We start from the raw sequence: 19,701 nt of genomic DNA, 5'->3' as shown, positions 1-19,701 counted from the left end.
AATTGGAAGTCCCTTAGTGACAATTTGATTGTATCACGAATATTGAAGGCAATCAATTCGCCTGTGTGCGTTTTCCCCTTCGGTCTGAAGACGGGAAGCTGCCAACACTACCGCATTCCTCTTGTGGTTAAGCTGTTACACAGCTAAATTGTATAATCCTAATATTCTGAACTCTTGTTTAACAGGCAAGATGCCTGTTCCACTTATACAAATTAAATGCACAACAGGTTAGGACATCAATTATTTGTGTCAACGTACCGTAGATATTTATGAAACTCATCCCACAACAGGGTTTTAATCCCGACTCCTGACTCCTGCGATACATTATTTTTTTTAATCAGAATTTTAGCTGCATAAGTCCTAATCATCAGGTATAGTTTGTTATAAGTTTTGCAGATGAATATCTGTTACACTGCACTCTTGTGAAAGTACCATCATTAAAAGCACATAATTCAGTAAAAAAATGAAAAATCAGGGTTTTCACATTTCTCGTTTGTCTTTACAGACCAGTCTCACCGCTTTGTTATTAGTTGCTGGTAGTTCTACTCTCATACTTAGTCAACTTAAAGCTGGTGCGTCCCCAACTTTAACAGCCCAAGTACCAGCTAGTGGGACTGTCATTTACGTTAACTCTGTCACTGGAAAAGATACTTCCGGTAATGGAACTACAGAAGCCCCCTATAAAACTATCACTTTTGCCCTTTCTAAAGCTACAGCCGGGACGGTTGTTCAGGTTGCTCCTGGAAACTATAGTAAAGATAGTGGTGAAACATTCCCCCTTGTTCTCAATTCTGGAGTCACGCTTCAAGGTAATGAATCCAACAAAGGTGAAGGAATCGTCATTATCGGTGGTGGCTATTATACCAGTCGCACTTTTGCTAGACAGGATATTACCCTGTTAGCGAATAATGGCACTATCATTACAGGTTTAACTTTTACCAACCCCAATTCACGGGGAACGGCTGTATGGGTAGAATCCAGTAACCCTGCAATCAAAAATAGTACCTTTATTAACAGCATCCGAGAAGGGATTTTTGTGACAGGTACGGGAAATCCCCAAATTGAAAATAACATCTTTTTGAAAAATAAGGGCAATGGAATTTCCGTAGCTAAATCGGCTCAAGGTGTGATTCGTGGCAATTTGTTTCAAGATACTGGTTTTGGTGTAGCGATTGGTGGTAGTTCCACACCTTTATTAGAAAGTAACAATATCACCCAAAATACAGACGGTCTTTTTATCTCGGAAACTGCAAAACCCATACTCCGTAAAAATGCCATTCGCAGTAATAAACGAGATGGTATTGTCGCTACTATTAGTGCAGTTCCTGACTTGGGTACGAGTGAAAATCCTGGTGGTAATCTCATCCGTGATAATGCCCGTTATGACGTTAACAATGCCACTAAAGCTGGCAAAATTGTCGCTATTGGTAACGATATCAACGAGAAGCGGATTTTTGGTGCTGTGGATTTTGTCGCAGCTAAGGTGACTACACCACCCGATAACAATACTGGGAATACTGGGAATACTGGAAATACTGGAAATACTGCTTTTAAAGATGTACAAACAGGTTATTGGGCAAAAGCTTACATTGAAGCCTTAGCTTCTCAAAATATTATCGCTGGTTTTCCAGATGGTAGTTTTAAACCCAATGAACCTGTAACTCGCGCTCAATTTGCTGCCATTATCAATAAGGCTTTTAAACCTTCAGCAACACGCAAAGGCATTACTTTTAACGATGTCAAAAGCAATTATTGGGCTTATAGCGCCATTCAAACAGCTTCTAGTAGTCCGTTCCTGTCTGGTTATCCTGATTTAACCTTTAAACCAGAACAACAAATTCCTAGAGTGCAAGCAATAGTTGCTTTAGCTAATGGTTTGGGTTTAACTGCGAATACTCAGACTGTGATTAACTTCTATACTGATGCTAGTCAAATTCCCAGTTATGCAGTTAGTCCAGTAGCAGCCGCAACTTCACGGCAATTAGTCATTAACTATCCCACTGTTAAAGAACTTGCACCTCAGCGTCAAGCAACTAGAGCGGATATTGCGGCTTTTGTATATCAAGCCCTGGTTAATGCCGGTCGTGTTCAACCCATTAATTCTCCCTATTTGGTAACTGGTAAGTAGGTAGGGGTAGAGGGCAGGGAAATATTTACTCTTGCCTTTTGCCTTTTGCCTCTTGCCTATTCTTCCTGTTTTCCCATTTCCAGAGAAACACCATTAACCCAATTACTCCTAGCTGGATTGCGAAATTAGGCGCTGCTTGTTCAATATCGCGTCCTGCTAGGAGTTGAAAGAAGAAGACGAATGCACCAATAAAGCCAGAAGCACCGACACCAATATAGATAAATTGCCTTAACCCTCGATAGGGTGCGGCTACTTCGGCTTTGAGGCGTTCATATTGTTGCGGGTTGAGATTTTTTGGAGAATTTGGTTTTATCATCAATAAATTATGTTATGATGTGTAACTGTGTACGCCGATGTGGCTCAGGGGTAGAGCAACTGATTCGTAATCAGTAGGTCGTGAGTTCAAATCTCATCATCGGCTTTAAGTAATATATACTCTAAACGGCTTTGTCCTTTGATTCTATAGGTAGGGGTAAAGTAAAAGCTTATTGGTGTCAACTTAAGTTAAAAATGGCTTATCTGTTGCCTTCCACAACCGCCAGGGAATGAATTCCCTGTCTCATAGCTTAATTCCATTGAAACAGACTAATACACGGCGTAAGTGAATAAATCATTTTCAAGCCTTGTAATCAATCAAATTTTCAGAGATTTTAATGATCATGTTATTTACGCCAACCTGTACTAGTACAACACGGTGTAAGTTAATGAACTATTTTTAAGCCTTGTAATCAATAGACATCTCCAGAAATTAAAGATGCGTGACCTGAAACCTTTGTAGAGACGTTCCATGGAACGTCTCTACATCTTTTCTGGAGATGTCTAATCAAATTTTCAGAGCTTTTAATGATCATGTTATTTACACCAACCTGTACTAGGTAATGAGAATCATAAGCAGCAGATAATTTGAGGGTTTTTGCTAGAGTTAGTGCCATTTCGTGAACTTGGGGAAATTGAGAACTTCCATAAAGAACTATCCCCAAATTAACGCATCTTGCAAAGCTTTTTTTGTCTCCTCAATGGTTAATAAATTTGCTTGATTCATGCGATGTAAAGCATTGGTGATTTCATAATAAAATAATGTGGGAGCAATAATAGTATCAGAATTTTGTTGCCAATTTTCCCATAGTTTGATAAATGGTGAATCCATAGATTTACTATTAATTAAGTTAATGGTAAAGCTGGCATCTACACAAATTAGATAATTATTCATAGACTTTCAATGAATTGATTAATTCCTCATATCTTTCTTCTCTAACTTCTGAGATAATATTATTCAGAGGGAACAGGGAACAGGGAACGGGCAACAGGGAACAGGAAAAACTCATGTTTAAAAACATGAGATTGAAATAATGACACTGTTTTTTTCGTGCTACGCATCTTTTAAAAACATCCTTTTTTTTGACTGAGCTTTAAACTCAGCAACTTTTGTTTCTTATTTGCTCCCTGTTCCCTGTTCCCTGTTCCCTTCTTTTGTAATTATATCTTGTAAAGATTGATTTTTAAGTCTAAGGAATAATTGTTGATATTTATTTGATCATAACGTAAGTTTCTTTATTTAACCCAATACTTGTCGGTTAAGCTCAAAAAAACCAAATTATGTAGGTTGGGTTGAGGAACGAAACCCAACATTTACAAGGCTTTGTTGGGTTTCACTTTGTTCGACCCAACCTACTGGTTTTACCGCTTCCTAAGAAGCCTGTGATGACGGTAAAGGGGATTTTTGTAGTCATGTTTTGTGTGTGGTTTTGAATTCGATTTCAATTTTACCACAAGATCCAGATCCCCGACTTCTTAAATCAATTTACATTTTATTGACAAGTTTAAAAAAGAAGTCGGGGATCTTCTTGATGCTTTATTTTAAGAATATCCAATATCTATCATTTTGAAAAATTCCTGCACTACTTCATCAGGATTGTTATAACATCTTTCAGAATCAAATCTTTCTACAACTTTGATACCGTTTTTCTTGAAAATGCGTTCTCTTTCTTGTTCTTCAACTCTGCGTTATGCGGTGTGAACTGGTCTATCAACTTCCAAAACTCCCCATTTACCGTTATAACAAATGAGAAAATCAGCTTCTTTATTTTCTCTACCTTTGAACGGTTACCTTTACTGTAAGGGTTTAGCAATGCTAAACCCTTACAAAATCTACAAAATCTAACTACAACTTTGTTCCACAATCAGAACAGAAATTATGATTAGCTTGGTTTTGAGTCCCACAATTGCTGCAAGAAATTGATTCAACTGCGGTTCTTGGTGTTGGCTTAGGTAAACCAACCATTTGCGAGTTGTTCTTACCAGGGGCTACCATGGGATAGCAGTTTTCATCTCTGGTAACGTGGACATTGACAATTACAGGGCCATTGTGTGCCAGCATTTCGGCAATTTTATCTGCCAACTCTTCCCGCTTAGTAATTACCATCCCTTTGATGCCATAAGCCTGTGCTAAAAGCTCAATATCAGGCATTCCCACTTCCATATTAGAAGATGAATAACGCTGTCCATAGAAGGCTTCTTGCCACTGGCGCACCATTCCCTGCCAACCGTTATTTAAGATCAAGGTCTTGACATTAATCCCATATTGTGCTAGTGTTCCCAACTCCTGCAAACACATTTGGAAACTGGCATCACCGCTAATACAGACTACTTCTTCGTCCGGGAATGCTACCTTTACACCCATAGCCGCAGGGACACCAAAACCCATTGTTCCTAAACCAGCGCTAGAAATCCAGCGTCTTGGTCCATTTTTGAGGAATTGGGCAGCCCACATTTGGTGTTGACCGACATCTGTGGTGTAAAATGCCTGGGGCGCTTGAGTGCCAACTTCGACAATTACCTCTTGGGGAGAAATGCTGTCAGCGTGATGGGGGACAATTAAAGGATAATCTTGTTTCCAACTGTTAATTAAGTTTAACCATTCTTGATTTTGGTTAGGTGTGGCTTTAGTATTTGCGTCTTGACATCGGCGTAATAAGTCTTTTAAGACGTTTTTAACATCACCAACAATGGGAACTTCGGGAACGCGGTTTTTACCGACTTCTGCGGGGTCAATATCAATGTGAATGACTTTAGCTAAAGAGGCAAATTCATCTAATTTACCTGTCACGCGGTCATCAAATCTAGCACCGACGCAAATTAATAAATCGCAATCTGTAACAGCAAAGTTGGCGTAAGCTGTACCGTGCATTCCCAACATTCCCAAGGACAGAGGATGATGTTCGTCAAATGCACCGATACCCATTAAGGTGGTAGTGACGGGGAGATTAAATAATTCTGCCAGTTGTTTGACTTCTTCGTGGGCATTAGCCGCGATCGCTCCTCCCCCAACATACAACAATGGACGACGACTTTCGCTAATTAATTGAATAGCTGCATTAATTTGGCGAGGATTTCCCTTCACCGTGGGACGATAACCCGGTAACTTAATAGAACCCGGTGCTACAGGCACATAATCAAACTCTTCTAAAGCCACATCCTTGGGAACATCAATTAAAACAGGACCCGGTCTACCAGTGCTGGCAATGTGAAAAGCTTCAGCGACAATCCGCGCCATGTCTTTGGCATCACGGACTACATAGGAATGCTTAACAATGGGTAAAGTAATCCCGTAAATATCTGTTTCTTGGAAGGCATCTGTACCAATTGCAGCGCGGGGTACTTGTCCCGTCACCACAATCATGGGAATAGAATCCATGTAGGCTGTAGCAATACCTGTAACTAAATTGGTTGCCCCAGGACCGGAAGTACCAAAGCATACTCCCACTTTACCAGTAGCACGGGCGTAACCGTCGGCGGCGTGGGAAGCACCTTGTTCATGTCTAACTAAGATATGCTTGACCGTACCCCCAGCTTCTATTTTATAGAGGTCATCATAAATCGGTAGAATCGCACCACCAGGATAACCAAAGATATGCTCAACACCATGACGGATGAGACTATCTATCAACGCGAAACCGCCAGATGCCCGTTTTGGTGAGGGAATTGACGAATTAGATACAGGAGACTGCTGATTATTTTCAGATTTTGGGAGACTGATTTGAGAAGACGAAACCACAGTTAACCTCAAAGTATAGCTAAAATTAACGCTTAGATTCTGTATTTAAAACTTCATTTTAATGTAAAAATTTTCACAATTGCAGAGAAAGCCGTATTTATTAGCGTTAAGAACAGGACTATAATTGTACGATTTCTAGATCACATCTTGCAATACCCGCCGAGTATTTTGCCATGTCCAAATACCAATAGCCCCGACAACTATACTTATTCCGAATAACACCGCCGACAATCCAAAGGCATTGACTAGCTTTGTCGTAATTAATAGAGGTGCTGTCAGAGCGATATTAATGGCATGATTTTGAAAGCCAAAGACTTTACCGTGCATTTCTGATGGTGCTTGTTGTTGAATTAAAGTTTGCATTGGCACGTTGACAAAAGCTGCACCCACACCCAAGAAAATACAAAGTCCTAATGCTAAGGGTTGGTTATCAATAAAAATGAATAACCCCAAGGAAAAGGCCATGATTAAAAATCCGATTAAAGGCAAAGGTTTATTGTATAGTCTATGTCCAAAATTGCCCAGAATAGCCGCACCTATTACCATACCTACCCCCGCCGCAGCGACGAAAGAACTAAATTCTTCTGGAGCTAAATGTAACCTTGCTGCCATACCAATGGCTAATTCTATCAGGGCGGCAAATACGCAGTATAAGGTGACAATTTGCAGCATAGCATTCCACACCAGCCGATTTTGTTTGAGATAGCGCAGTCCTAGCACAAATTCCGCCCAGGGATTAATTGCGGGTGCGGTTTTGTCAATGTGTCTATGTTCTCGAAACTGAATTGGCATCATAATCACGGCAGAAATTAGGTACAAGCAGCCGACAACCAATTCTTTGCCAAAACCTTTATTAAAGGTTTCAAACCAATTTAACATCGGAGTAGCCACTGCATTACCAATAATTAATGCTGCCATCATGGTGCTACTAAATAGGGCATTAGCAGCCATTAAACCTTCCTTTCTCACCAACAAGGGAATTGACGCTTGTTCCGCTGGGGCAAAAAACTGGGTAACGGTGGAGATACCAAAGGTGAAGAATAAAAGTATCCCAAATTGTCGTGGCAGGAAGGGAATTAACACCATGAATATTCCCCGCACCACATCTGAACCTACCATAATCAGTTTTTTTGGTACACGGTCAACGATAACACCACCAGCAGAGCCAAACAATATTGCTGGTACGGTAAATGCCATGTATAAATAGAAGCGTGCATCACCGTTTATCTCATTACTGGGTAGGTAGAGTTTGAGTAAGGCAATCATTAACACAAAGAATACCTTATCAGCTAATTGGGAAATCAGTTGACCAATCCATAGGAGCATAAAACCCCGGTTTTTAAGCAGTCCGGTAAAACCGTTATTAATAGCAGTAGGTTCAGGAGGAAGCATTAGATAGTTGGGAATGGGGAATAAATAATCACTATTTCTTGTTATAACGTTCTAATAGGAAATTGAGAAATTCGGATGCACTGAGGTATTGTTTAGGTGGAGAGAAGCCAACGGATGGATTTGTCCACTGTCCTTGGACAGATTGAGGTGACTGCCACATTGATAAATGGTCAACTGCTGGCTCGGCGTAAAAGTTGTTTTCTCCCGTACCGAGGTAAGCTGAGGTCCAATGGGTGTAATGATCATGACTTAAACGATGTATGGGGAAATTGCCCCCTAGAGGGACTCCCCAACCATCAATAGCAATGAAGGCTTGAACATGACCTCCCCAAAGTTGCCATGCTGTGGCTGCACCTATACCGCCAATGACACCAGCACTAAAGCATAAGAATATAACAGGGGATTTTAGCTTATTACCGAGGCGATCGCACAAAAAATGTAAAATATGAAATGTTGATAAAGTTAAATAACCCTGTTCAGGATAAACCAGTATATCTATGGATTTTTCACCAGCTTGATTTAAGCACCCTTGGATAAAGCTTTTAGTTAATTCTGGTGCATGGATTCCCGGACAAATGATAATGGGCATTTAGTTTTTACTTTGGTATTTGTGACAGTTTTAAAATGAAAATTAAACGCAGATGCACGCGGATAAACGCGGATAAATAAAGATGATAATTATTCGGTTTAGCTTTACGGATCATTGGTATTATTCGTAAATAATTAGTTTATAACAATTGGCAAGTTTTTCTTAATTATGCTAACTCACAATTTATTAAATCTTCCTCTCATGGGTTGCGGAACTTGGGCTTGGGGAAATCAACTGCTCTGGGGATACGATGAAAGTATGGATAACCAGTTACAAGAGGTGTTTAATCTCTGTGTGAGCAATGGCATCACATTATTTGATACGGGTGATTCCTACGGTACAGGTAAATTAAAGGGACGCAGTGAGTTACTTTTAGGGAAATTTGCCCAAGCATATCAAGGTTTAAATCAAGAGAATATTTGCATTGCTACTAAGTTAGCCGCATACCCTTGGAGATGGACTAGAAATTCAATTATATCAGCTTGTCATGCCTCTGCAAAAAGATTAGGACGCAATGTTGATTTGGTGCAAATGCATTGGTCTACTGCTAATTATGCACCTTGGCAAGAGGTGGGTTTATTAGATGGTTTGGGTGATTTGTATGAACAGGGTTTGGTAAAGGGCGTGGGTTTATCTAATTATGGAACTAAAAGACTTTTATGGGTGCATAAAAGATTTCAGGAAAGAGGTATACCGATTAAAACTTTGCAGGTACAATATTCACTTTTATCTACTTATCCGGTAACGGAATTAGGTTTAAAGGATGTTTGTGATAATTTCGGAATTAAATTAATTGCTTATAGTCCTTTAGGGTTGGGTTTATTAACAGGAAAGTTTTCGGAAAATGGCAGTTTTCCCAAAGGTATTCGCGGATTTTTATGTAAACAGTTATTACCAGGAATGAAGCCGCTTTTAGGTTGTTTGCAGGAAATAGCAAATACGAGAAATAAAACTATGTCTCAAGTGGCTATTAATTGGTGTATTAGTAAAGGGACAATTCCCATTCCTGGGGCTAAAAGTGTGGAACAAGCACAGGAGAATATTGGGGCTTTGGGTTGGGTTTTGAGTGATGGTGAGGTGATAGAGTTGGATAATGCTACGGATAGGGTGGAGAAGAAAATGGTGCAGAATATTTTTCAGACAAAGTGAGATAATTTTTCTATATTAATCTCTTGATTGAATTAAATATTGACTCAAATTATATAATAATCGTTGGTGTCTTTCTTTGGAAATTGACCCAATTGAGCCAATTATATTGTTACGAGTAATAACTGTTAAGAAACTCAATCTAATCACAGATGAACTAACTAAACCACTAGATTGAAAATCATCATCACTAGGTGAAACTATTTCATCAAACTCTGGAATATATTGTTTTAATTGTGTACTAATTCCACATACCAAAAAATCCTGATATTTCGGCATTTCTCGCAAAATAAGAGTCGGACGGTTTTTAATTTCTCCATTTGCTTGAGGAATAGGAGTTAATATAATATTACCTTCTTTCATGATCAGGGTTATATTCTTGGATTGATTCTAATGTATATTCTGGTTCATTTTCTGCATAACATTCATTTAAGTTATTTAAAGAAAAATTTTCCCAATCTGCGCTTTCTTCTGCATTATTCTCTTCTGGTAGAATAGGAATAATAAATACTTTTGTCCCTTCGGGAATAGATAGGGGATTGAGTAATTCTATTTTCCCATCTTTTACAATTGCTAAATGTCCTAATGTCATTATTGTTATCTCCTTTCAATCTATCCAGGTAGCCAAGAGAAAAAGATTGAGTTTTCAACCTAAAGTCTGTCTATAATTAAATATTATAACCTGGTGAATCTGTGCATTTTTTTGCTAGAGTTTCTCCTACTTTCCCAACTGCATATCCAGCAGCAACCGCAACTCCAATTATAGCAACTTCCGGTGCAGCAAGCGGTAAAAGTGCTGCTGCTATTCCTCCACCAATTGCGCCTCCGAAGATTCCACCAGCCGCAGTAATTGCATCATTTACTTGTGAAGAAATCTTTTTACCTGTTTTACACCAATGTGCAAAATGTTCACAATTGTTACCAAAAAGATTATAGTCCGGTTCTCCCAGTTTATTTATAGCTCTTCTAACAACTATATCACGATGAAAATAATATCCTTCTTGATATTTCACTATGAATATGTCACGTCCTTGAGAAAACTTTTCATAAGAAATTCCTCTAATTTTTCCACTTTTGAATTTACCTTCAAAATGGATAACAACATCTTGATAAAGTCTATTTTTATGTGAAACTTCACCACAGTATATACCATGATGGGTATAAGATCCACATTCATAGTATATATGATCTCCTGGAAGGATATAATTATCTTGTGTCATGTCACTATCTATACTTTAATTGCTGATTAATATACCAGTTTTTATATCATAGTTGAATAAGTTTTATTTAAATTTTTCAAGAATAATCTAATTCTTAATTAAAGTTTGAATGAAGTATATAGGTATTCCCATTCAAGTGAGATACAAGCAGTAATAATTAAACGCAGATGGACGCAGATAAACGCAAATAATTTTGTACTTCATTAGACTGGAAAATGCTATAGTATTTAAATTAATTACCTAGCATTTAGAATTCCCAGATTTAAACATGAAATATGCTAAAAAAATCAAACTTATTTTTCCCAACAATTCCCAAATCTAATTATCAACCCCAAAGCCAAGACACAGATATAGAAGCTGATATTTATTTCTTTCAAAAATGGCGGCAATTATCATTAAAACAACGCATAGAAAGATTTATTAGCCATGAACAAGGAGTAAAAAAACTATGTCTTATAGGAATTAAATCTCGATATCGTAATTTAACTATACAGGAAATTCGTGATATATTTACCCGTGCTGTATTAGGAGAAAAATTTACTCCTGATTTTCAACCAAAAGGTATTGATGAAAATATGTGGATTCAAGATTCAATTTCTTTAGCAGGAGAACTACATCAAATTTTTGAATCAATTAATATTGATTACTATGTTAATCGAGGTGTTGCTAGTTCTATTCATGGAGAACCACGTTCTACTCGTGATTTAGATTTCGTGGTAGAAGTTAAACCAAATCAAATAGATTTACTGGTAGAAACTTTAGAAGCATCTGGATATTATTGTCCAGCAGGTGCGGTAGAAAATTTGCAACGAGGTTTGGAAAATATGTTGAATATTACCCATACAGAAACTATTGCTAATGCTGATATTTATATTACTGATAATTCACCTTTTGCAATATCCCAAATGCAGCGAAGAATATTAGTTGATTTAGATGGAATACTTGCTTTTTGGATAGCTTCAGCAGAAGATATTATTTTACAAAAACTGCGTTGGGGAAAAGGAAGTAAATCAGAAAAACAATGGCGTGATGTTTTGGGGATAATTAAGTTACAAAGTGAAAATTTAGATTATGTTTATTTAACAGAGTGGGCAGAAATTTTAGATTTAGTTGCTGATTTGAGTGAAGTATTAACTCAAGCTGGAATATGAAAATTACTTATGTTCAAATATCCAACTTGTCTCAGAAGTCAGAAATCTTATGTTTATCACCCCCATAATTTGCTAAACTCCAAATTTAGGAAAGCAAACAAAAATCTGAGTATTGGGAATTGGGGGAGGTTCGCTAAGTGGTTAAAAGTGAAGACATAGAACAAATTAATCCCCAGGATTTTTCATGGCGGTTTTGGCCTGTTGTGCCAATTTACCCTTATGGTCAACGGCATACTATCCGTAAAGAAGTTGTCAAAGATACGATCTGGACTTTTGACCAATTACAGGGAATTTTCTATGTAGTTGTGCCAATTCGCATGACTGTAGTTAAGCTGGAAAAAGGCGGTTTGCTGGTTTATGCACCTGTCGCACCAACGGGAGAATGTGTTAGGTTGCTGAATGAGTTGGTAGTAGAACACGGTGATGTTAAGTATATTATTTTGCCCACGATATCGGGAATAGAACATAAGGTTTTTGTTGGTCCTTTTGCGCGACGCTTTCCCACTGCACAGGTTTTTGTTGCTCCCGGACAATGGAGTTTTCCCTTGAATTTGCCTTTGAGTTGGTTGGGTTTACCTGGTAAACGGACTTGCATACTGCCTGAAAATAGCCAGGAAGCTCCTTTTGTTGAGGATTTTGATTATGCAACCCTCGGACCGATTGATTTGGGTTTGGGTAAGTTTGCAGAGGTGGCTTTTTTCCATAAGCGATCGCACACTCTCTTACTTACAGATACCATAGTTTCAGTACCAGCAGAGCCACCAGCAATTGTTCAACTTGACCCCTACCCCCTACTCTACCACGCCAAGGATAAAGCCTTTGACATGGTTGCCGATACCTCAGCAAATCGTCGCAAAGGGTGGCAGCGAATCACATTATTTTCCTTATATTTTAGCCCCAGTGTGTTAGAAGTACCTACATGGAGTGAAGCATGGGGTGATGCCCAAACAGCCCCAGAACGGTCAAGAAAAGCCTATTTTGGGTTTTTCCCCTTCCAATGGCAAGAAAATTGGCAAGAATCATTTAATATTCTGCAAGGAAATGGGCGAATATTTGTTGCCCCAATTTTACAAAGTTTGATTCTCAATCGCGCCCCCCAGGAAACAATAAATTGGGCTAATAAAGTTGCTAGTTGGGATTTTCAAGGGATTATTCCCTGTCATTTTGATGCTCCAATTAAGGCAGAACCGCAGCAATTTCGGCAAGCATTTACGTTTTTGGAAAAATGTAGTTTATTTAGTAGTAATTATCCTTTACCGGAGGATGATTTTAAGTTATTGAGAAATATTGATTCAGGGTTAAATAAGTTGGGTATTGTGCCACCTGCAAGGGAGAAGGTGTAGAATTATAGGATATTATTCAAGTTTCTAAATTCAACAAGTTCCTGAAAAACTTAATTAAATTTTGAATTGCTGGAATTTGAGCTTCTGTTTCAGGACTAATCCAACTGTTATCACTAATACTTGTTTGATTAGTTTTACCTGGTTTTAGAACACTTACGACTGTAGCAATTATCGCCTTTTCTTGATCAAAAGGTTTCCATTTTAAAGGCTTTTTCTTCCTCTCCTCTTCAGAAAATTTATTTATATATTCTCTTGCTCTTTGCATATATTCAGGATAAACTAAATCTCCACAATCACAAATCAAAGTATCTAATACACCTTGTTGAGAATTATCTGGTAATATGTAAATTCCTAATCTTGGTAAACCTTCTATGACATTACCACTTTGATTAACTATAGTTGGAAAATTAGGGAAATATTCTTTAAAACCATGATGATATTTTTCCACAACTTTGTTAGGTGTATCGTCATCAGCATCAGCTATAATTGCAAACGCTAAAAGAGTGGAATAATCAATATCAGATAATTTATCATTCAAATTAGTAATTAAATTACTTCCTTCACCTGCATATAAAGCAATTGATAACGTCTCCGTATACAAAATTGTTGGCATATCAAGTCTTTTATATAAATTTCCCCCTTTAGGATAAGTAGGAATAAATTTCCGCCAAAAACTATCTAGATTTGATTCATCTCCCTTAAATTCAGAAAAGCCTAATAATTTACATAAAATCTTAGATATAAAAGCCTGATCATGATTCCCCTCAACACCAATTAAAACATATTTCCGACTCACCAACGCACCTCCTGACCTAATTCTTCTCTTAATCGTCTTAATCTATGTCCATCATGTCTAACTACTTTTGTTTTTCCTTCCTTTGGTTCTAAGCGATAAAGCACCAAATCTGAATCTGATTCAGTAACTTCTAATAAAGCATCAACAGCTTCCAGACTATGGGTAGTTGCAAATAGTTGAACATCCATTTCTGTACACCATTTAACTAACCATCGAAAAGAATTTTGTAAGGCTTCTGTATGAATTGTTGACTCTAATTCATCAATTAAAAGAATACCACCTTTGACGCTGGCAAGTTTAAGAGCTATATGCAATAAACGACGGATACCATCACCAAAAGTGCTAACCGGTGCAAGTCCTAGTTTTTCATGTTGAATATATATATTAAATCGAGAACTTATAGATTCTGGAGATAACAAAATTTCTATGTCAGAAATATTTTTATCCATCTGTTGTAATAATTTCACTACATCAGATTTAAAATTTTGAAATCTAGCTTCTGAAAGTAATCGAAATTGTCCGATTTCTGAACGATGAGATGATGGTGTAACTATAGAAGTATTTAAGCATAAGCTAGGTTCTCTCGTTCTAGGTAATCTATAAAAACGTTCATCCTCCCATAGCAAAAAATTTTCAGTAAACGCAGGTGATTCACCAAATAAACTTATAGGTGATGCACCAAGTAAATTTAACTGATAACCATCTGGAAATACATTTGCAAATACCTCTATTTTTAAATCAATTCCTTTCCTAATTCTTGGGCTATCTTCATTTTCAATAGGATTTTTAGTCTTACTTTCTTCAGATAACCATATTTCCTCCATTTCTTCATAGCTTGCTATTAACTTGTTTACAGAGAATAAACCAGTGCTAGAAATAAGAATAATGGGTTTATAAAGTTCTACGGTAGACGCAGAATTATGTGTGAATAACCATCTTAGTGCATCAATTGACTGAGTACGGGATACTCTAATATCCTGCTCTCGTTGACTTGCTGTACTGAGCCATACTTTAATATCTAATGGATGACAGTAGACAGATAATGCTTCTAGTACACTGGTTTTACCTGAGTTGTTAATACCAACAAGCAGGTTAATCCGTCCAAGATCCTTTAGTTCTAAGTCTCGAAGTCCTCTAAATTGATGAATTGTGACGTTTTCTAAATTGCTCATAGGCTTATTTTAGCTCAAGCTGTATACCATAGATTATTTTTCTGAAAGCTGTCAATACATAACATACCATATTGATAATGTAAATAGAGTCATCTACCATTTATTTTATCGTGAATAAATCTGATATATTAGATGTGAATAATGATGATTGTTTGATTAGATCATATCTCATTAATTACTCTGAAATTGAAGTTAATCATCAATGTCAAATCTTACTGATCCAAAAAATCAATCCCGCGTTATCGTCATTGGTGCGGGTATAGGTGGACTTACAGCCGGAGCATTATTAGCACATAGAGGTTATAATGTCCTGATTCTTGACCAAGCAATTGTTCCTGGTGGTTGCGCTTCCACTTTCAAACGTCAAGGATTTACTTTTGATGTTGGTGCGACGCAAGTAGCGGGTTTAGAACCTGGGGGAATTCATCACCGCATTTTCTCAGAATTAAATATAGAATTACCCGCTGCGACACCTTGCGACCCAGCTTGTGCTGTATTTCTTCCGGGAGAATCTACACCCATTAATGTTTGGCGTGATTCTCAAAAATGGCAAGCAGAACGTCAAAAACAGTTTCCCGGAAGTGAACCTTTTTGGCAATTATTAACCACTTTATTTAATGCTAGTTGGGAATTTCAAGGACGTGATCCGGTTTTACCACCCCGGAATTTATGGGACTTAGGACAATTAATTAAAGCTGTCCGTCCGAGGACATTTATTACTGCACCTTTTACTTTATTCACTGTGGGGGATGCTTTACGATTATGTGGGTTAGGAAATGACCAAAGACTGCGGACATTTTTAGATTTACAACTGAAATTATATTCTCAAGTTAGTGCGGAAGAAACAGCTTTACTTTATGCAGCTACAGCTTTGAGTGTATCCCAATTACCCCAAGGGTTATTTCATCTGCAAGGGAGTATGCAAGTTTTGAGCGATCGCTTGGTAGAATCTTTAGAACGAGATGGTGGTAAGCTATTAATGCGTCACAATGTTGAAAAAATCCAAGTTGTCCATAACCAAGCCAACGCCGTCATCATTAAAAATCAGAAAACCGGGAAAACTTGGACAGAATCAGCAGATCATATAGTTGCTAACGTCACCGTTCAAAACTTGGTTCAATTATTAGGAGAAAATGCCCCTTCTGGATATAAACAAAGGGTCGAAAAACTCCCACCTGCTTCCGGTGCTTATGTGATTTATTTGGGTGTAGATAAAAGTGCAATTCCTCCTAATTGTCCACCGCATTTACAATTTTTATATGATGTAAATAAACCTATTGGAGAAAATAATTCCCTATTTGTATCTGTGAGTCATGAAGGAGATGGTCGCGCACCATTAGGAAAAGCCACAATTATCGCTTCTTCCTTTGTTGATTTTATCCCCTGGTGGGAAACTCAAAATTATGAAGAGTTAAAACAAAAATTTACTCAAGATGCCATATCCAAACTTTCTGAATATTTCTATTTGAAACCAGAAACTATTATTCATGTAGAAGCTGCCACACCTCGTACCTTCGCTCATTATACAGGTAGAGAATCAGGTATTGTTGGTGGTATTGGTCAAAGAATTCCTACCTTTGGACCCTTTGGTTTTGCTAATCGAACACCTATTCGTAATTTGTGGTTGGTTGGTGATTCTACTCATCCTGGAGAAGGGACTGCGGGCGTTAGTTATTCAGCTTTAACGGTAGTTAGGCAAATTCAAAGTCAAAATTAGCAATACAATTGAGGGCGGGGCATTGGTGTCAACTTAGCCCTGTTTTGTCACTCTCGGAAAACAATAATCGAATCCATCTTTTGTAACTCTTATTTCATCAAGGTTTGGCGGTTTTTTATGTATCAAAAAATAAAATTGTTGCATAAAACGTCAAAACCAAAGCCCCGTAAACCTTTCAGGTATTGTATTTTCCAAATCTGACAGAACAGGGCTAAAGTAAGTAGTGAGACAGAATTAATTACACAATGTCATTGCGTAAGCATTGCGTGGCGTTAGCCATATGAAACGAAGTGAAATCAAGCAATCGCCAGGGTTGTGATTGCTTCCCTTCGCTCGCAATGACTGTAAATATTTTTGTCCAATTACTTAAACTGGGGATTTTTAGTCATCTTCAGATGACTTTTGCTATGAGACTGGGAATATGGCTAACGCCACGCTACGCTATCATTCCCAGGCGGGCTATGGGTTTTACGTTAAGTTGACACCAATGAGGGCGGGATCTCTCCGCCCCTACAATCTGTCACCACAAAATTAAAGAGAGATTACATTTGTATAAACTGGCGGAAAGTCTTGCATCATAGGCGTAAAACTTGGTGAGGGGTGTTACCCTAATGATAAAGTTGCCAAAATATTCATCTAATCGTCAACTTTCTCCGTGAGACGCTAGGCAAACAGCGAGTATCAATGTTGAAAAAACTACAGAAAACACAAATTTATCTACTTGCTGGTGCTGGACTATGTGCCTTTTTAGCCGGGGCAATGGTATCAGCCCCCCAAGCCAGCAAAACCGTCAGTCAATGGTTGAACTTGGGTCAGAGTAAGCCGGAAAAACTATCTGAGGCTGCAAAAGTTAAGTCAGTTGTCTTTTCTCTATTGTCTCAATCTGTACCAGAAAGATTAACAAAACTCACGGAAATTGCTGAAAAAGGTAGTTCCCCAGATCGGGAACGCGCCCGTTATCTGCTCTCTTGTGATTATGTAGAAACTTCCCAAGGCAAAAAAGCCCTGAGTCTATTGACAGGACTGGAAAAAGATTATCCTGTATTAGCACCTTATATTTTACTTAAACAAGCCCAGGCTCATGATATTTTAGGTGCAGATAAGCAAGCTTCCGATTTGCGCCGCAAGGTGGTAAAAGAATATGGCAAAGACGCAGCCGTAGTCAAGGCTATATATGCGATCGCCCAACCAAAATTATCCGATCAAGCGATCGCTCAATTTCCCTCCCATCCCCTCACCTGGGAAATTATCCGCAAACGTTTAAAAGATAACCCCAATCAACCCAAATTACAATTAATCTTGGCTCAATACGCCGCAGACGAGCCGGGAATTGTGGGCGTATTAGATCAATTGGTAAAACAGCCACAACTCAAACCCACAGATTGGGAACTCATCGGTTCAGTCTATTGGGATAACAATGAATTTACCAAAGCTAAAAATGCTTACATTCAAGCCCCAAAAACAGCCACCAGCCTCTACCGTATCGCCAGAGGATTACAATTAAATAAAGAACAAGATCAAGCCATTGCAGTTTATAAACAACTACTACAAAAATTTCCCACCGCCAAAGAAACAGCAATAGCCCTATTAAGACTAGCCGATATTGCTAAAGGTAAAGATGCCATTATCTACCTTGACCAAATAATTAGTAAATTTCCCGATCAAGCACCTCCAGCATTAGTTAAAAAAGCCAAACTTTTAGAATCTCTCAAAGATAATAAATCAGCTAATACGACAGAGAAATTATTGCTAGGTAAATATAGCAGCACCGATGAAGCCGCAGAATTTCGCTGGAAAATCGCCCAAAATAAAGCCAAAAACAATGATCATTTAGGAGCATGGCAATGGGCGCAACCAATTACTATTAATAACAAAACTAGCATTTTAGCTCCTAGAGCCGGATTTTGGGTGGGCAAATGGGCAACGATACTAGGCAAACAACAGGAAGCTATCACTGCTTATAAATCTGTAATTAGTGAATTTCCTCAATCTTATTATGCTTGGCGTTCTGCCAGTATTTTGGGTTTAAATGTGGGGAATTTTAATACTTTGCGCGTGATGAATCCGGCAATTATTCCCCCCCAACGTCCTGTTCCTCCCGCCGGTTCTCAGACTTTCCATGAATTGTATTTACTAGGACAAGATCGTGATGCTTGGTGGCAATGGGAAACAGAATTTAAAAATAAAAAACAGCCTAGTGTTGCTGAACAGTTTACCGAAGGGTTGATGAGATTAACCAAAGGTGAATATCTCATTGGTATTGACAAAATCGCTAAATTAGAAGACCGAGAAACCCCCACTGAAAAAGCCGAATATGCAGCTTTAAGTCAACAACCCATCTACTGGCAAGCCCGTTATCCTTTTCCTTATTTTCAAGAAATTGAAAAATGGTCTACTTCCCGTCAACTTAATCCTCTGTTAGTTACAGCTTTAATGCGGCAAGAATCCCGCTTTCAATCCAAAATTAAATCCCCCGTCGGTGCAACAGGTTTAATGCAAGTTATGCCCAGTACAGGGGCATGGATAGCCCCACAAATCGGGTTAGATTTCAAAAAACTCAACCTAGAAAATCCTAACGATAATATTATGTTGGGGACTTGGTATTTAGATCATACTCATCAACAGTATGGCAATAATTCCATGTTAGCGATCGCTAGTTATAATGCCGGACCCGGCAACGTCGCCAAATGGCTACAAACCATACCCAAACAAGATCCCGATGAATTTGTCGAAGAAATTCCTTTTGACGAAACAAGAAATTACGTCCGCCAAGTTTTTGGCAACTACTGGAATTATCTCAGACTTTATAACCCAGAAGTGTCTGCCATAGTCAGCAAATATTCAGCAACACACCCACAATTACCAGCAAATTAATGAACCCGTAGGGGCGCAGGGCCTGCGCCCTTAATCAATTTAATAATATTCAATCCGATGTCAAATTCATTTTTTAGCCTAAACTAGATAACGAGGAACTTAGAGGATGTTTGAAAAGT

16 protein-coding genes and 1 tRNA gene are annotated in these 19,701 nt (G+C 38.2%); 7 read left to right on the top strand and 10 right to left on the bottom strand.

What is annotated here, in order from left to right; genetic code table 11:
* The first annotated feature begins 463 nt into the window (after positions 1-463).
* A complete protein-coding gene (locus tag FJR37_RS25965; protein ID WP_168467505.1) occupies positions 464-2,128 on the top strand; it encodes a DUF1565 domain-containing protein in 1,665 nt (554 codons plus the stop codon).
* A 25-nt stretch (positions 2,129-2,153) separates the two neighbouring features.
* Here the strand turns inward: FJR37_RS25965 and FJR37_RS25960 are convergent, their stop codons facing one another.
* The gene (locus tag FJR37_RS25960) at positions 2,154-2,444 is read right to left on the bottom strand and encodes a DUF3493 domain-containing protein (protein ID WP_039200401.1); all 291 of its coding nucleotides are present in this window, start codon (positions 2,442-2,444) and stop codon (positions 2,154-2,156) included.
* Positions 2,445-2,477: 33 nt separating this feature from the next.
* Here FJR37_RS25960 and FJR37_RS25955 point away from each other — a divergent pair.
* A tRNA-Thr gene (locus FJR37_RS25955) sits at positions 2,478-2,549 on the top strand.
* A gap of 549 nt (positions 2,550-3,098) precedes the next feature.
* Here FJR37_RS25955 and FJR37_RS25950 read toward each other — a convergent pair.
* The 4 genes from FJR37_RS25950 to FJR37_RS25930 all read right to left on the bottom strand — a co-directional run bounded on the left by FJR37_RS25950 (position 3,099) and on the right by FJR37_RS25930 (position 8,163).
* The gene (locus FJR37_RS25950) at positions 3,099-3,338 is read right to left on the bottom strand and encodes a type II toxin-antitoxin system VapC family toxin (protein WP_052149776.1); all 240 of its coding nucleotides are present in this window, start codon (positions 3,336-3,338) and stop codon (positions 3,099-3,101) included.
* 951 nt (positions 3,339-4,289) lie between these two features.
* Entirely contained in the window at positions 4,290-6,182 is a 1,893-nt protein-coding gene (gene ilvB, locus FJR37_RS25940; RefSeq protein ID WP_039201186.1) for a biosynthetic-type acetolactate synthase large subunit, read from the bottom strand.
* A 135-nt stretch (positions 6,183-6,317) separates the two neighbouring features.
* Positions 6,318-7,574, bottom strand: a complete 1,257-nt coding sequence (locus tag FJR37_RS25935) for an MFS transporter (RefSeq protein ID WP_039201185.1) — start codon at positions 7,572-7,574, stop codon at positions 6,318-6,320.
* Between the two features lie 31 nt (positions 7,575-7,605).
* Entirely contained in the window at positions 7,606-8,163 is a 558-nt protein-coding gene (locus FJR37_RS25930; protein WP_168467504.1) for a hypothetical protein, read from the bottom strand.
* A 168-nt stretch (positions 8,164-8,331) separates the two neighbouring features.
* Here FJR37_RS25930 and FJR37_RS25925 point away from each other — a divergent pair, with 168 nt between their 5' ends.
* A complete protein-coding gene (locus FJR37_RS25925) occupies positions 8,332-9,312 on the top strand; it encodes an aldo/keto reductase (RefSeq protein WP_168467503.1) in 981 nt (326 codons plus the stop codon).
* 15 nt (positions 9,313-9,327) lie between these two features.
* Here the strand turns inward: FJR37_RS25925 and FJR37_RS25920 are convergent, their stop codons facing one another.
* The 3 genes from FJR37_RS25920 to FJR37_RS25910 form a co-directional block, all read right to left on the bottom strand.
* Positions 9,328-9,672, bottom strand: a complete 345-nt coding sequence (locus FJR37_RS25920) for a type II toxin-antitoxin system PemK/MazF family toxin (RefSeq protein WP_052149843.1) — start codon at positions 9,670-9,672, stop codon at positions 9,328-9,330.
* Positions 9,659-9,901, bottom strand: a complete 243-nt coding sequence (locus tag FJR37_RS25915) for a hypothetical protein (RefSeq protein WP_039201182.1) — start codon at positions 9,899-9,901, stop codon at positions 9,659-9,661. The genes FJR37_RS25920 and FJR37_RS25915 overlap by 14 nt, the downstream gene beginning before the upstream one ends.
* Before the next feature lie 76 nt (positions 9,902-9,977).
* Positions 9,978-10,529, bottom strand: a complete 552-nt coding sequence (locus FJR37_RS25910; protein WP_052149842.1) for a lecithin retinol acyltransferase family protein — start codon at positions 10,527-10,529, stop codon at positions 9,978-9,980.
* Between the two features lie 275 nt (positions 10,530-10,804).
* On the opposite strand from FJR37_RS25910, the gene FJR37_RS25905 reads away from it, so the two are divergent.
* Together FJR37_RS25905 and FJR37_RS25900 are read left to right on the top strand one after the other, a co-directional pair.
* Positions 10,805-11,680 (top strand): hypothetical protein, encoded by an 876-nt coding sequence (locus tag FJR37_RS25905; RefSeq protein ID WP_168467502.1) that lies wholly within the window; start codon positions 10,805-10,807, stop codon positions 11,678-11,680.
* A gap of 137 nt (positions 11,681-11,817) precedes the next feature.
* Positions 11,818-13,023, top strand: coding sequence for a DUF4336 domain-containing protein (locus FJR37_RS25900; RefSeq protein ID WP_168467501.1), 1,206 nt, complete (start codon positions 11,818-11,820; stop codon positions 13,021-13,023).
* Positions 13,024-13,039: 16 nt separating this feature from the next.
* Here the strand turns inward: FJR37_RS25900 and FJR37_RS25895 are convergent, their stop codons facing one another.
* Positions 13,040-13,819 (bottom strand): DUF3226 domain-containing protein, encoded by a 780-nt coding sequence (locus FJR37_RS25895; protein WP_168467500.1) that lies wholly within the window; start codon positions 13,817-13,819, stop codon positions 13,040-13,042.
* Positions 13,816-14,991 carry an ATP/GTP-binding protein gene (locus FJR37_RS25890; protein WP_168467499.1) on the bottom strand — a complete coding sequence of 392 codons (1,176 nt, stop codon included), beginning with the start codon at positions 14,989-14,991 and terminating at the stop codon, positions 13,816-13,818. Before FJR37_RS25890 ends, FJR37_RS25895 begins: the two co-directional genes overlap by 4 nt.
* Positions 14,992-15,193: 202 nt before the next feature.
* Here FJR37_RS25890 and crtD point away from each other — a divergent pair, with 202 nt between their 5' ends.
* Both crtD and FJR37_RS25880 read left to right on the top strand, forming a co-directional pair.
* The gene (crtD, locus tag FJR37_RS25885; RefSeq protein ID WP_168467498.1) at positions 15,194-16,708 is read left to right on the top strand and encodes a C-3',4' desaturase CrtD; all 1,515 of its coding nucleotides are present in this window, start codon (positions 15,194-15,196) and stop codon (positions 16,706-16,708) included.
* A 684-nt stretch (positions 16,709-17,392) separates the two neighbouring features.
* Positions 17,393-19,582 (top strand): transglycosylase SLT domain-containing protein, encoded by a 2,190-nt coding sequence (locus FJR37_RS25880; RefSeq protein ID WP_168467497.1) that lies wholly within the window; start codon positions 17,393-17,395, stop codon positions 19,580-19,582.
* Positions 19,583-19,701 lie beyond the last annotated feature (119 nt).

Origin of the sequence: Aphanizomenon sp. UHCC 0183 (assembly GCF_009712065.1) — a bacterium.
GTDB classification, from domain to species: domain Bacteria; phylum Cyanobacteriota; class Cyanobacteriia; order Cyanobacteriales; family Nostocaceae; genus Dolichospermum; species Dolichospermum heterosporum.
Note: the sequence above shows the minus strand (reverse complement) of the source record. Positions and strands in the feature narration are given on the sequence as shown.

Bases quoted from the DNA above. Each gene is read 5' to 3' on its own strand.
- FJR37_RS25965 (WP_168467505.1), top strand. From the start codon at position 464: ATGAAAAATCAGGGTTTTCACATTTCTCGTTTGTCTTTACAGACCAGT.
- FJR37_RS25960 (WP_039200401.1), bottom strand. From the start codon at position 2,444: ATGATAAAACCAAATTCTCCAAAAAATCTCAACCCGCAACAATATGAA.
- FJR37_RS25950 (WP_052149776.1), bottom strand. From the start codon at position 3,338: ATGAATAATTATCTAATTTGTGTAGATGCCAGCTTTACCATTAACTTA.
- FJR37_RS25935 (WP_039201185.1), bottom strand. From the start codon at position 7,574: ATGCTTCCTCCTGAACCTACTGCTATTAATAACGGTTTTACCGGACTG.
- FJR37_RS25930 (WP_168467504.1), bottom strand. From the start codon at position 8,163: ATGCCCATTATCATTTGTCCGGGAATCCATGCACCAGAATTAACTAAA.
- FJR37_RS25925 (WP_168467503.1), top strand. From the start codon at position 8,332: ATGCTAACTCACAATTTATTAAATCTTCCTCTCATGGGTTGCGGAACT.
- FJR37_RS25920 (WP_052149843.1), bottom strand. From the start codon at position 9,672: ATGAAAGAAGGTAATATTATATTAACTCCTATTCCTCAAGCAAATGGA.
- FJR37_RS25915 (WP_039201182.1), bottom strand. From the start codon at position 9,901: ATGACATTAGGACATTTAGCAATTGTAAAAGATGGGAAAATAGAATTA.
- FJR37_RS25910 (WP_052149842.1), bottom strand. From the start codon at position 10,529: ATGACACAAGATAATTATATCCTTCCAGGAGATCATATATACTATGAA.
- FJR37_RS25905 (WP_168467502.1), top strand. From the start codon at position 10,805: ATGCTAAAAAAATCAAACTTATTTTTCCCAACAATTCCCAAATCTAAT.
- FJR37_RS25890 (WP_168467499.1), bottom strand. From the start codon at position 14,991: ATGAGCAATTTAGAAAACGTCACAATTCATCAATTTAGAGGACTTCGA.
- crtD (WP_168467498.1), top strand. From the start codon at position 15,194: ATGTCAAATCTTACTGATCCAAAAAATCAATCCCGCGTTATCGTCATT.
- FJR37_RS25880 (WP_168467497.1), top strand. From the start codon at position 17,393: ATGTTGAAAAAACTACAGAAAACACAAATTTATCTACTTGCTGGTGCT.